9 protein-coding genes and 1 riboswitch are annotated in these 13,729 nt (G+C 49.2%); of the genes, 7 read left to right on the top strand and 2 right to left on the bottom strand.

Going from position 1 to position 13,729, the window contains the following annotated elements:
• Positions 1-86 precede the first annotated feature (86 nt).
• The 7 genes from xylB (at position 87) to BMW94_RS18255 (ending at position 10,479) form a co-directional block, all read left to right on the top strand.
• Positions 87-1,580, top strand: a complete 1,494-nt coding sequence (gene xylB / locus BMW94_RS18290) for a xylulokinase (protein WP_091000429.1) — start codon at positions 87-89, stop codon at positions 1,578-1,580.
• A 292-nt stretch (positions 1,581-1,872) separates the two neighbouring features.
• The gene (locus tag BMW94_RS18285; protein ID WP_254790286.1) at positions 1,873-2,589 is read left to right on the top strand and encodes a glycosyltransferase family 2 protein; all 717 of its coding nucleotides are present in this window, start codon (positions 1,873-1,875) and stop codon (positions 2,587-2,589) included.
• 19 nt (positions 2,590-2,608) lie between these two features.
• Positions 2,609-4,573: a glycosyltransferase gene (locus tag BMW94_RS18280; RefSeq protein WP_254790285.1), complete on the top strand. Its 1,965-nt coding sequence runs from the start codon at positions 2,609-2,611 to the stop codon at positions 4,571-4,573.
• 234 nt (positions 4,574-4,807) lie between these two features.
• Positions 4,808-5,440, top strand: coding sequence for a bifunctional 4-hydroxy-2-oxoglutarate aldolase/2-dehydro-3-deoxy-phosphogluconate aldolase (locus BMW94_RS18270; RefSeq protein ID WP_091000426.1), 633 nt, complete (start codon positions 4,808-4,810; stop codon positions 5,438-5,440).
• 158 nt (positions 5,441-5,598) lie between these two features.
• A complete protein-coding gene (locus BMW94_RS18265) occupies positions 5,599-6,549 on the top strand; it encodes an alpha/beta hydrolase (RefSeq protein ID WP_254790284.1) in 951 nt (316 codons plus the stop codon).
• A gap of 203 nt (positions 6,550-6,752) precedes the next feature.
• Positions 6,753-9,152, top strand: coding sequence for a YcdB/YcdC domain-containing protein (locus tag BMW94_RS18260; protein WP_091000425.1), 2,400 nt, complete (start codon positions 6,753-6,755; stop codon positions 9,150-9,152).
• A 199-nt stretch (positions 9,153-9,351) separates the two neighbouring features.
• Complete coding sequence (locus tag BMW94_RS18255) at positions 9,352-10,479, top strand: transglutaminase domain-containing protein (protein ID WP_091000424.1); 1,128 nt, start codon at positions 9,352-9,354, stop codon at positions 10,477-10,479.
• Between the two features lie 165 nt (positions 10,480-10,644).
• Here the strand turns inward: BMW94_RS18255 and BMW94_RS18250 are convergent, their stop codons facing one another.
• Both BMW94_RS18250 and BMW94_RS18245 read right to left on the bottom strand, forming a co-directional pair.
• Positions 10,645-12,111, bottom strand: coding sequence for an amino acid permease (locus tag BMW94_RS18250; protein WP_091000423.1), 1,467 nt, complete (start codon positions 12,109-12,111; stop codon positions 10,645-10,647).
• A gap of 114 nt (positions 12,112-12,225) precedes the next feature.
• Positions 12,226-12,443: riboswitch (Lysine riboswitch) on the bottom strand.
• 139 nt (positions 12,444-12,582) lie between these two features.
• Positions 12,583-13,725 carry a virulence factor gene (locus BMW94_RS18245; RefSeq protein ID WP_091000422.1) on the bottom strand — a complete coding sequence of 381 codons (1,143 nt, stop codon included), beginning with the start codon at positions 13,723-13,725 and terminating at the stop codon, positions 12,583-12,585.
• Positions 13,726-13,729 lie beyond the last annotated feature (4 nt).

The raw sequence follows: 13,729 nt of genomic DNA, 5'->3' as shown, positions 1-13,729 counted from the left end.
GGCGATCCGAGGGTTTTCTGATCACGGAGTGGCTTCATGCTCAATTGAATTCTATTTATCAACCATGAAAGAAACGAGGGATATCTATGAGTTACGTAATTGGTGTCGATCTGGGAACCAGCGCAGTGAAAACGGTGCTGGTTAACCGTGAAGGGAAAGTAGCGTTTGAAGCATCCGAGGCTTATCCGCTGTACCAACCCAAAGCTGGATACAGTGAACAGAACCCGGAAGATTGGGTAGAGCAGACAATTGTTTCGCTGTGCAAATTGCTGGAGGTGTCCGGCGTACATCCTTCGGAAATTGAAGGACTGAGCTTCTCCGGACAGATGCATGGATTGGTGCTGGTAGATGCCGAGGGTAAACCGCTGCGCAATGCGATCCTGTGGAACGATACCCGGACAACGGCTCAGTGCCGCCGTATTGAGAAGGTGCTGGATGGCACATTGTTAAGCATTGCCCGCAACCGTGCGCTCGAAGGTTTTACCCTGCCGAAAATCCTGTGGGTACAGGAGAACGAGCCGGAATTGCTGCAACAGGCGGCCTTGTTCCTGTTGCCGAAGGACTATGTGCGGTATCGCCTGACAGGTGATTATGCCATGGATTATTCGGATGCAGCAGGCACATTGCTGCTGGACGTTGCTGGCAAGCAGTGGAGCAAGAAAATCGCGGAAGCTTTTGAACTACCTTTATCCTTGTGCCCACGTCTTGTGGAGTCATTTGAGGAAGTGGGCACATTGCTGCCTGAGATTGCGGATCAAACCGGACTTGCAGCCGCAACGAAAGTATATGCAGGTGGTGCAGACAATGCGTGTGGTGCCATTGGCGCAGGCATTCTGAGTGAAGGACAGACGATGTGCAGCATTGGAACGTCCGGGGTAGTGCTTTCCTATGAAGAGCGTAAAGATCTCGATTTCGAAGGGAAAGTGCACTTTTTTAACCATGGCGAGAAAGATGCCTTCTATATTATGGGGGTAACACTTGCGGCAGGATACAGCCTGTCCTGGTTCAAGGATACTTTTGCAGCTGACAAATCATTCGATGTGCTCTTGCAGGGCATTGATGCGATTCCAGCGGGAAGCAACGGGTTGTTGTTCACCCCTTATATCGTCGGCGAGCGTACACCGCACCCGGATGCGAACATTCGTGGCAGCTTTATCGGCATGGATGCCGGACATAAGCTGGAGCATTTTGGACGTGCTGTGATGGAGGGCATTACGTTCTCGCTGCGTGAGTCCATTGATATTTTGCGTGATGCAGGCAAAACCGTGAATGAAGTGATCTCCATTGGTGGCGGCGCCAAAAATGAAGCCTGGCTGCAAATGCAGGCCGATGTCTTCAATGCAACCATTGTGAAGTTGGAAAGTGAGCAAGGTCCAGCAATGGGCGCGGCGATGCTTGCAGCTTATGGCTGTGGCTGGTTCCCTTCCTTGCAAGAATGTGCAGCAGCGTTCATTCGCCCTGCCAAATCCTATGCGCCTAACCCGGAAGCGGTTGAGGTGTATGACGGACTGTTCGCGCTGTATCAGGATGTGTACGGGCAAACACGCAGCCTGAATGACCGTCTGGCAGCATATCGTTGATTATTGAGACCTTTTCTATAGCAAGATCGCAATAGGTCATTAAATATTAACCCAATGAAATATTACATTAAGGAGGCACCTGCAAAAGCGGGTGCTTTTTTTGTCGTTGTTCAAGAAAGAAGGACATATCATATTTTAAGGTTTCTAAACGGCATGAAAGGTTCCCCTGTCAGACATAACCGTGTTCCAGACGTGCATAGATTAGATATTGAGGTTAATAGAGGTTCAGCCAATTCATCATTCATATCACATCGGTTATTACGCGTGACAGACTCAGCCTGGAGGTGGGGATTTGGAAGATCGTGAAGAAACCACGAGGCCGCATGTCACCTTGTCCATGATTGTTCGCAATGAGGAGCACAGGTATCTTAGACAGGCGTTGGAGACTCACCGGCCATGGATTGATTGTGCGGTAATCATTGACGACGGAAGTACGGACCATACCGTCGCTTTATGCCAGGAAATGCTGGAGGGAATTCCGCTTACGTTGATTGTGAACCCGGCCTCCATGTTTGCAGATGAGGTAAGTTTACGCAAGCAGCAGTGGGAGACAACGGTGGCTACCGGACCGGAATGGATTTTAAATCTGGACGCGGATGAAATTCTGACGTCGGATTTTGGTATTGCTCGGGATCAACTGTTGGGTGGAACGGAGGACGCCATTTATTTCAGGCTGTTTGATATGTGGAGCGAGACACATTACCGAGAAGATCAATACTGGCAGGCTCATGCGTATTATCGGCCATTTCTGGTCCGATACCGTCCAGAATGGAGCTATGAATGGAAGGAAACCCCGCAGCACTGCGGCCGTTTTCCGCTAACGATTCAGCATTTTGCCTATGGATGCCACGCTCCCCGGGTGAAGCATTATGGTTGGGCACGTGCAGAGGACCGGATTCGTAAATACGAGCGCTATCAGGCACTGGACCCGGATGCGAGATATGGCTGGAAGGAACAGTACGAATCCATTTTGGATGCAGAGCCAAGACTCCTGCAATGGTTGGAATAAGGGAAGGAGGACAATAGATTTGAAGAAGGAAAAAGAAAAAGGTAAAGAAGAGCCAAGGGAAAAGATTCTTATCGCAAGCCCTGTTCGGCAGACGGCAGCAGTACTCCATGAATTTCTCCAGTCCCTGGAATCGCTTGAGCGAACGACGGTAACAACAGACTATCTGTTTGTGGACGACAACGAAGAAGAAGCGGCATCCAATATGCTCCATGAGTTTGTCCTTCGGCACGAAGGTAACCTTATGGATGCCAATGTAGATAAAGCAGATCCCAATCAGGGAAAAGGAACATACAACAAGGACGAGGGAGGGCACTATTGGCGCGACGAACAGATCTGGCGGGTAGCGGGACTGAAAAATCGTATTTTGGCATATGCCCGTGACCAGAAGTACGATGCCGTATTCCTGATTGATTCCGATCTCGTCCTACATCCACGCACATTGGAACAGCTCGTATCGAACAGGAAGGATATTGTCTCCAACATCTTCTGGACACGATGGCAGCCGGGCACAAGGGAAATGCCACAAGTCTGGTTGCAGGATGAGTATGCCCTGTTTCGCAAGGGAGGCAAACGCAATACAGGGGAGGAAGCAGAGGACGAAGGTAGACAAACGGATGCATTCCTAAGGCAATTGCGTACCCCGGGCTGTTATGAAGTGGGGGGACTTGGGGCGTGTACCCTTATTCGCAGGAGCGTATTGGAGTCAGGGGTTTCCTATGACCAGATTCCGAATGTGTCTTTCTGGGGAGAAGATCGCCATTTTTGCATCCGTGCTCAAGCATTGGGATTTCGATTATACGTGGATACACATTTTCCGGCCTATCATATCTACCGACTATCGGAATTGCCGGGAGTAGCTGCTTATAATCGCAGAGCCAAACGCGGAGAGGAATCAATCAGCATTTCGCTGTGTATGATTGTGAAAAATGAAGAGGCTTCCCTTGCCAGATGTCTGGACTCGGTTAACGGGATCGCTGACGAGATTGTAATCGTAGATACAGGTTCGACGGACCAGACGCGTCAGATTGCCGCTCGTTATACGGAACGTATTATCGATTTTGAGTGGGTGGATGATTTTGCGGCGGCAAGGAACTTTGCCTTTGAACAAGCAACAAGTGAATATATATTATGGCTGGATGCAGATGATGTGTTTGAACCGGATGATCGTGTGAAGCTCATTGAACTGAAGCGGTCCCTGGACCCTGCTGTGGATAGTGTCACGATGGATTATCATCTGTCCTTTACGGCGGAGGGGAAGGTGGCATATAGTCTGAGGCGGAACCGACTGGTACGCCGGGATCGAAATTTTCGCTGGATTGGTGCAGTACATGAATATTTGGAAGTGGCCGGTCATCTGCTGCATAGTGACGTGGCAGTCACGCATAAGAAAGATAAGGAATACACGGATCGCAATCTGAAGATTTATCGCAAACGCGAACAGGCAGGGGAGGAATTCTCTCCGCGTGATTTATATTATTTTGGCAATGAATTGAAAGACCACGGGCATCTTGAAGATGCGGTGCAGTACTATGGAAAATTTCTGGACACCGGGCTGGGATGGGTGGAGGATCAGATCGCAGCATGCCAGAAAATAGCTGATTGCGAGGTATCACTTGAACGTTCGGAAAAGGAAGTCTCGGCATTGTTGAGATCCTTTGCCTTTGATTTGCCGAGGGCAGAGATCTGCTGCCGATTGGGTGGATATTTTGCCGACCGTGCCGATTACCGCAAAGCCTTATACTGGTATGAACAGGCGACCCGCGCCGTACGCCCGACAGATCCAATGGTCGTATTGAACGAAGCTGCATGGACATGGATGCCGCATTTACAATTGTGTGTGTGTTATGACCGGATGGGCAATCGGGCAAAAGCCAAAGAGCACAATGACATTGCTTTGATGTACCATCCAACACATCCGAGCATGTTGTATAATGATAAGTATTTTAAGGATCTGGAGAAAGATAATGTGCTGGAAAAAGCTTAAAACAAACCTCTCTAATGGAACAAAGTGGATGAATAATCCCTTTTTCCATGGAGAGGTTTTTGTGTTCCTATTTAACTTTATACCGGAGACATGGATGCACACACTCTCACAAGAAATTGGATCAAATGATTTCATCCAGGGGACGATATGCTTTACAATAGTGAATAACGGAAAAGCGGTGATAACGAATACTTGTCTTCGGCTGCCGAATCTATGAAACAAGGGGAAGTTGGCATGAATCTGACGGAAGTATTATTGGAATCGAGACTGGTGGCTATTGTTCGTGGTATTAGCCGTGAATCTGCTCAGGCAGCAGGGCAGGGAATGACTGATGGTGGAATCCGACTGATGGAAGTGACGCTGAACACACCTGGGGCACACGATATTATTGCAGACTGGCGTGCAAGGCATGAGGGGAAGGCTTATATCGGGGCGGGCACGGTACTCAATGTGCAGATGGCCAAAGAAGCCGTCGCAGCGGGTGCTCAATTTCTCGTGTCTCCGAATGTCGATCTGTCTGTTATTGAATATGCTGTAGAACATGGAGTCGAGATCTGGCCCGGTGCGATGACGCCAACGGAGATTGTGGCTGCCTATGAAGCAGGAGCAAGAGTGGTGAAGCTGTTCCCCATGGCGAGTCTGGGTATTCCGTATTTACGTGAAATTAAGGCTCCACTGAATCATATTCCACTGCTTGCAACAGGAGGAGCCACCCTGGATAACATTGCAGATTATTATGCAGCGGGTGCAGCGGCAGTGGGACTTGGAAGTGCACTTTTGCCACGAGAAGCACTTGCAGCAGGGAATGATGAGCAGATTGCCGCCTGCACACGTGCATTTGTGGAAATAGCGAAAATCGAGGACTGAACGATGAAACCAACGGAAGTTAACCAGATACATCGGGGTAATATATAAGGAGAGCTTTTGTACCATTAGATAATATAAGAAGTGATATGGATTAACGTCCTGTTAACCTTGTTGTCGTATGATGGAGTTAGGCGAGAAAACGGAGAGGAGTGACACCAGTGAAAGCTAAAACGATGATTGGCGGGATGATTGCGGTTGCCGCGGTAACTGCGGGTGGGTTATGGAAGGCAGCGGTGAAGAGTCAGACCCCCAAAAAGATTCCGATTACGCTCACACCGCCCATGCCATTTGAGGATATAACCTTCGAGAGTGGAGGCGGGCGAGTGCATGGCTGGTTCATTCCGGCTGGAGCTCATATCCAGAAGCCTTGGCCTTTGGTTATTATTGCACATGGATGGGGCTCCAACCGATCACGTGTCCTCCGTTATGCTCGTCCCATTTGGGAAGCAGGTTATGCGCTCTTTATGTACGATGTTCGAAGCCATGGAGCCAGTGATCCAGTTAAAGCGGCTTCAGCTTACCTGTTCCGCGACGATTTGCTATCAGCATTGCAATATACGTCCTCACGGCCGGAAATTGATCCAGCAGCAATCGGTGTGCTTGGGCACTCCTTGGGCGGGCTAGGCACGATCCTCGCTGTGACGGAGGGCATTCCTGTATCAGCGGTGATCACGGACTCCATGCCATCCCAATTCGAGGTTATCGTAAGTTCCGAGCTGAGACGGCGACGTCTGCCTCTGTTTCCGCTGGCCCAGCTGATTCCGCGAATCTGGTTCTGGCGGCTTGGTGAATCTCTGAAAACGTATCGCCAGCGCGATCCCGTTATGCTGCTGAACGAACGGCGCAAAGGCATGCAGCTGCCGATGCTTATGGTGCATTCCAAAGGTGATAACTTTATTCCACCAAGCGAACTTGAATATTTTATGTCCAAAGCGGATCCACCTGTAGAGCATCTATGGGTCAATAGCGGAGGCCATAGCTGTTCAGAAGAAGATCCTGCGTTCTGGAATACGGTCATTCCTTTCTTGAAAAATCATGTACAGGTGCAGGCTCAGTCTAATGAATCTGTTATGCTGAACGTCAATAAAGAGAAAATTCAGCCCATTTAATGTTCAAGCTGATCGTTAAAACGCCAACCCAGTTGGCTTTTTTTTGCTGTTTCTATAGAATATGCAGAAATTCACATTTGTAAAATTGTTGGGAAAATGACGATTAAAAAGGAAGCTTATGGTATCATAGAATAGACTGGCAATATTCATGCGAGGTTATTTTGCATGCATCCTTGTATGAAATTGAAGGGAGAGGTCCAGATTTGAGTTTTAATTGGAATTTTAATGTACGATTCAAAATGTTTACAGCCAAAGCGGCTACAGCAGCCATGGCAACTTTGCTTCTGGCATCACAGACACCAGGGTTTGCAGGCAGCGCGTCGGCAGCGACAGGGGAACAGGTAACAGAAGCCGCAGCGGGAGAAACGGAACAACCACTTGGATTAACAGACAACGAGGTGCCTGAAGGAGCCAAAATCTCCTCCAAGCAAGCCAGCGAGAATATACTAAAATTATTTCCATTGTTGAAAAAGGCGACGATTTCATTCGCAAAATTTGATTCACCGAACTCTTTTCCACCACCAGATTACAAGGCGTGGGATATCGGATTTGAACTGCGTGAAGGCAACCGATCCACTGGATTCAACGCAACAGTACATGCGGTTACAGGGGAAGTGCTAAGTGTACATTTGCCTTCTGAGTTGCTGGAAAAGCAGATTTCGGATTCAGAGACGAAATTAACGAAAACGGAAGCAAGAAAGCAGGCAGATGAGTTTCTGTATAAGGCAATTCCGAATCTGAAGGAAGGTGGTTTTGTTGCCGTTGATGAACGGTATATCAACAACGCGCAGCAATCCCTATTTGGCCGAACAGAATATACTTACAGCTACCAGCTGAAGCATGAAGGGTTGGTATCTGAGGCGGAAACAGCCTACATAAGTGTGGATCAGAGCGGTTTAGTGACGGGATATTCGCGAACTACGATTGGAGCTGAATATCCATCATCGAAGGCAGCCATTTCAGCGGATCAGGCTCAGCAGAAGTTCGAGGAACAGTTCGATGTTCAGCTGGCTTATATTAGCGAAGAACAGTTTTCTTCTCGCAAAGGCCAGAAGTATTACTTAGGGTACACGCCGAAGAACTCAAGTGTTATTCCACTAGATGCGGATACAATGGATCGAATCAACAGCGTGACAGGTAAAGCCCTTGCCCAGGAAGTTTCCCAGGAGGACAAACCTCTTAGAGGCAGTGTAGCTGCTTTCACACCGAATACTGGATCGAAATTGAATGCTCAGCAGGCAGAGAAGCTGGTTAAAAAGAATTTTGATATACCGGAAGGCTATCAAATGGATTATAGCCAGTTAACCAAAGGCAGTTTTGCAAGTCCAAACAATCAGGTCTGGAGCCTGAGCTGGAGCAACCGCAATGCAAGTGTGTCTTATATGTTTATGAGAGACATTTCGGCACAGGTTGATGCGGCAACCGGACAGATCTACAGTGTGAACATTTATCAGCGCATGATGCCGGGCATCGAGCAGGAGAAGCCGGAGACGGAAGTGAAAGGCAAGACCATGACCAAATCTCAGGCGGAGAAACTGGCGATCAATACTGTCATCTCACTTGTGCCGGATGCAAGCAAGCAATTCCGACTTTCATCGGTGCTTGAATTGGATAATGCACGAACGTTTATATTCCAACGGTACCTAAACGGAATTTTGGTTAAGGATGATACGGTTCAGGTACAAGTATCAAATGATGGAACGCTCAATGAATTTTATGCGCTGGCTGCTGCAACGCCAGAGCAGCTGCCGACGGATGTCAAACCGGCCATCAGTTATGAGAAAGCCAAGGCTACCTATCTTGAAGAATTCAAATTGGTACTGGCCTACTCTCGTTATGGAGGCTTCAGCATGGGCAACAGTGAATCCGTCCCCATGGGTGTGAAGCTTGCCTACATGCCTACTCGTACTGACAGTCCGTTGACTGGTATAACCTATGAAGTGCTGGATGCCAACACGGGAGAATGGAAGTCGATGTACGGCAGTACGACTGGGGCAGTTCAAGTTACAACTAGCGATATTATGGGACATGCCGCTGAAGCAGCTCTGCAGAGCATGGTACAGCATGGAGTCCTTCTTGCAGATGAACTGGGACGTGTATTCCCAGACCGGGTCATCACCAAAGGTGATTGGTTTACCTATCTGGCAAGAGCAGTTAATCCAAATTTGGATGTGTATTATAGCGGTGATGGGGATGGCAATCTATACGCTGATATCGCCCCGGAGAGCCCTTATTACCAAGCTGTGCGGACATTGATCGATCAGCGCTGGTTAGCGGGTGCCGACTCTGAAACGAAGCTAAATCCAGAAGAGGAGATGACTCGCGAAGAGTTGGCAGTATTGCTCGTGCGCATTTTGCGCTATGAGAAACTGGCCGGATTCTACACGTTGCCTTCGGATCTTCCCAACCTGGCAGATGCCAGTGCGGTCAGCAACAAGGGAGCGGTCTCCCTCAGCATCAAGCTGGGATTGCTGCCTCCGATTGAAGGACGCTTCATGCCTGCGCGCAAAGTGACGGTTGCCGAAGCGGCCCAGGTATTGGAACGACTGGCCAAGCTTCAGGGCAAGACGGATACCTTTATGAGCGGCAATCGCCTTTATTGATTGGAGTTAGTTGCATAAATGCCCGGAAGAGTCATATGATGAGGATAACGGGTAGGTTAGGTTTGTTTTGCTGAAGACAGGGGGACCTTCTGCGGAGGGTCTCTTTTGATGCTTTTCGACAAAACTAGAAGCCTGCCGTCAATCCCTTTTGTGATACAATGAGGCATGAGAACTTTGCAAAGAGAGGTGGTATCCTTTCATGGGCAAGCACGGAAAACGAGTGATAACCCTGCTATTGGCTGGCTGTCTCGTCGCTGTGGCACTGCCACATGCAGTCGATCTGGATCAGCTGTACGCGGCGTCGGGAACATCAGACATATCCACGAATACGGATCTGCGCGAGACGTTGCTTACCGCGATGTCCCAGCGAACGGAGGAACTTGTTTTTACATACAAAGGCAATGTGAAAGGCCTCAAGAAACAGTTGCAGAGCTCCATTGACGAAGCAATGACCAGTGATCCCTATATTCAATATACCGTTAAAAGTTACGCATTTAACTATAAAGGCTCCAATGTATCCGCAGAGGTGCATGTAAAATTGGCCTATCGGGAAACGAAAGAACAGACCGATTATGTGAACCGCAAGGTGACCAATGTGCTGAAAGAGATTATCGTGCCCGGTATGACGAATCATGAGAAGGTTAAAGCCATTCATGATTGGATTGTACTTAACCTTTCCTACGATACATCCTTGCAGAAATATACTGCATACGACGGACTTGTAACCGGCAGTACCGTATGTCAGGGATATTCGCTGCTGGCTTATCGCATGCTGGAGCGGGTGGGTATAGAGAACCGGATTGTGGAAGGAACGGCTGGTGAGCAATTACACGCCTGGAATCTCGTCAAGCTGGATGGCAAGTGGTATCATATGGACACGACGTGGGATGATCCTACTCCTGACCGTAAGGGCAAGGTAAGTCACAATTATTATTTGCTCAGTGATGATGAGATGGCACGTGACCATGTCTGGACAGCTAAAGGCAAGTATCCTGCTGCAACTGCCCCTTATCGTGAAGCTTTGCAAACTTTGGTGAAGGCGGGAGGCAGCAAGGCAGCCGCGTATCAGAAGCTGTATCATGCGCTGGAATATTCGCTATATGACGAAAGCGATGCGGTTAGTGGTCATTCCGCGCTGAAAACAAAAGTTCAGAGTGTGCTCAAGGATGGCGGAACCTCGCTGACGTTCAGATACAAGGGTACTGAAACGGGACTAGTAGAGGATTTGCAGGATTTGTATCAGCTTGGCATGAAGTCGATATCGTATTACGTGTCCAACATGGAGGATACCGTCGATCTGCGTGTGAAGATTACCTGGACCATGTGACAGCAGACTTTGTATGAATGATTATAATAGGACACACCTTATAGTGAACAAGGACGCTCATGAATGAGCGTTCTTTTTCTGCTTGAGTGATATCTATCCCGAAACTTGGACGAACCAAAAAGGCAACCTTCTCTCCAGCGGAAGAAGGTTGCCTTAGCAATATCGTTATTCATTTGTAGTTGTAAAATCACATTCCTGTAATGGAACAACCTTTGTTTTCTTAATGAATTTATAACCCAGCCATAAGATCAGGAACAGCGGAACGCTCAAGTAAGCGACGAGGGCTCCGCTCCAATCGATCTGATCGCCCGTGAACGCCTGATAGTTCTGTCCAATAATAACGATGATACATAACACAAAAGCAAAGATCGGACCGAATGGGAACCAGCGCGCAAGGTAGGGCAGATCGTTCAAATCCCGGCCTTGGGCCACATACGCACGGCGGAAGCGATAATGGCTGATGGCAATGCCGAGCCAGGTGATAAAGCCACACATACCAGATGCATTCAGCAACCAGGTGTATACAATACCATCACCGAAAAGGGAGGCTAGAAATGCGAGCATACCCACCGCTGTAGTCAAGAGCAGGGCATTCATCGGAATGCCCTTTTTGTTCAGCCGACCCAGGAAGCGCGGCGCTTTGCCATCCCTGGCAAGAGCATACAGAACACGACTTGAAGCATACATACCTGAATTCCCGGCAGAGAGTACAGAGGTCAAAATAACGGCATTCATGACGGAAGCAGCAATGGCCAGACCCGCCTTTTCAAAGACAAGCGTAAACGGACTGACTCCGATATTATTCAGATCACCTTTGAGCAGATTCGGATGGGTGTAAGGAATGATCAGACTGATGACGGTAATCGCCAGAATGTAGAAGATCAGAATACGCCAGAACACTTGCCGAATAGCACGAGGGACATTTTCACGCGGATTCTCGCTCTCACCGGCTGCGACACCAATGAGCTCCGTTCCCTGGAAAGAGAACCCGGCAGCCATAAATACACCGAGAACCGCAAAGAATCCGCCATGGAATGGTGCATCCCCTACAGTAAAGTTGCTGAACCCAACCGCTTCTCCGCCGATAATGCCGAAGATCATGAGCACACCAACGGTAAGGAAGATGATCACTGTAGCGACTTTGATAATGGCGAACCAGTATTCCGACTCTCCATAGCCTTTAACGGACAACACATTCAGGGCAAAAATTAATACGAGAAACAACAGACTCCACAACATGGATGAACTGTCAGGGAACCAGTATTTGATGAGTACGGTTGCGGCTGCAAGCTCTGCCGCAATGGTGACGGCCCAGTTGTACCAGAAGTTCCAGCCCATGGCGAACCCGAGGGCCGGATCGACGAAGCGGGCCGCATACGTATTGAATGAACCGGAGTCGGGCATGAAGGTGGCCAGTTCTCCGAGACTGGTCATAAGAAAGAAGACCATGATGCCAACGGCAGCATAAGCAATCAGTGCACCGCCTGGGCCTGCATTGGAAATGGCGGTTCCGCTTGCGAGGAACAGTCCTGTACCAATGGATCCACCGAGTGCGATCATGGTCATATGTCGTGCGCGTAATCCTTTTTTCAGGGTGGGTCCTGTCGTGGTTTGGTTGTTGCGGTCTTGCATGCAAACACTCCTTCTTTCAGTACTAATGGGTTCAGAACAATGGAAAATAACACAAAAGACCGCAGGCATTAGCCTGCGGTCTTTATTATCAATCGTCCGCACCTCGTCCCAAATGTTTAAGATAGCTCAACACAGAAGAAATCATACCCTCCGGGGAAGGCATCATACATCTGTGACAGTTCTGCACCTTTCGGCAACAGCCCCAGCCGCGCTGGACAACGTAAGGAACCGTCCTGCGGGCTTCGGCGGGTGCACCTTTCGGCTGAATTCATAAGCGGCTCCTTAGCGCCTCCTTCAGCGTACTGATCGCACCCGCGACCTCTACCTCATCATGGATGAGGTGTATCTATTGTCTATGAAATTATAAATCACAGAACGTAACACTCAATGTCCTGTTTAGTAAACAGACAATCAGTATAACCCCCATGGTATTCCAGTGCAATAACAATTGTTGGATATGAATCAAAAGGACTATTCCGACGTCTTGTTACGCCCGGCCATCTGCTGCCATACGGTTCCGGCTGCCTGTTCCCCGGATTCAATCCGTTCCAGTGCCATTTTGGCTTGCAGGCTGACTTCAAACTCAGGGTCATCCGCTGCCTTCCGCAGAGCCTGCTCTGCTTCTTCGGTTCCCACTTCGTACAGGAAGCGGGCCGCACGCCAGCGTACAAGCTTGCTTTTGTCGGATAACGTAGCTGTCATGGCTGCCGTAGCTGCTGGATCACCGATATCGGAGAGGGTGTCTCCCGCAGTCCGACGTACAGCAGGCGAACTGTCCTGCAGGGCTTCGTATAGCAGTTCCATTGCTTCCGGTGTACGAATATCACCGAGATATACAACAGCCAGCCGGCGTATCTGCATTTTACTGTCATGAAGTGCATGGGCTACGAGTGGCAGTCGTTCTGCTGTAGGCTCCATGCCATCAAATGCAGCGTAGCGAACATTCCAGTCCTCATGATGCAGAGCCTCTTCAAGCTCGGCACCATCCAGCTCACGGCGACGTTCCACGAACTCTTCGGCATTGGTGCCGTGCTCAATGGCTTGTTGAATTACGCGTTCCAGACGCTCTGGCGGATAGGCTGCTTCCAGCTCCTGTTCAACTTCTCTTGCGATTTCAGGCAATTCACCGTAGCGGACGCCATAATCACTCAGTTTCCGTTCCTTGATCAGCGTTGCGCTGGCGACTTCAGTAACGGCTTTGACGAACCGATCCGAGAGCGAAATCCGCTCTTCCTTGGCACCGGCTTTGACCCGAATTTGCATCGGCACACCTCTGAAAAATTGAACGAATACCTGTGCTTCACCGAAGTGTTCACCAGAGGCATCTTCAGATTCAATCCAGTCCAGATCAATACCCTGTTGGCCCAGACGACTCTGAACTTCGCCAAGAATGACGGACCAATCCGCATTTCCCTTGCGATCAAGCGCTACGAAGTCGGTGGTGTGAAATACACTTTTTACTCCGGGAATATGAAGCATCTGGCGAATAAACGCCGGAGCAGATCGTTCGTTATCCAGTGTATATGTTCTGCGGACCCCGTCCTCCAGACGTTCGTCCAGATGCAGCATCATCGTATTGGGACTGGGTGTTGGTTCAATGGAAACAATATTCATCGGT

Source organism: Paenibacillus sp. OK003, assembly GCF_900109515.1.
Taxonomy (GTDB): domain Bacteria; phylum Bacillota; class Bacilli; order Paenibacillales; family Paenibacillaceae; genus Paenibacillus; species Paenibacillus marchantiae.
This window is presented reverse-complemented; position numbering and strand designations above follow the sequence as displayed.

What these genes read in the sequence shown, in the direction of transcription:
- xylB (WP_091000429.1), top strand. Translation starts at nt 87, where the DNA reads ATGAGTTACGTAATTGGTGTCGATCTGGGAACCAGCGCAGTGAAAACG.
- BMW94_RS18270 (WP_091000426.1), top strand. Translation starts at nt 4,808, where the DNA reads ATGAATCTGACGGAAGTATTATTGGAATCGAGACTGGTGGCTATTGTT.
- BMW94_RS18255 (WP_091000424.1), top strand. Translation starts at nt 9,352, where the DNA reads ATGGGCAAGCACGGAAAACGAGTGATAACCCTGCTATTGGCTGGCTGT.
- BMW94_RS18250 (WP_091000423.1), bottom strand. Translation starts at nt 12,111, where the DNA reads ATGCAAGACCGCAACAACCAAACCACGACAGGACCCACCCTGAAAAAA.
- BMW94_RS18245 (WP_091000422.1), bottom strand. Translation starts at nt 13,725, where the DNA reads ATGAATATTGTTTCCATTGAACCAACACCCAGTCCCAATACGATGATG.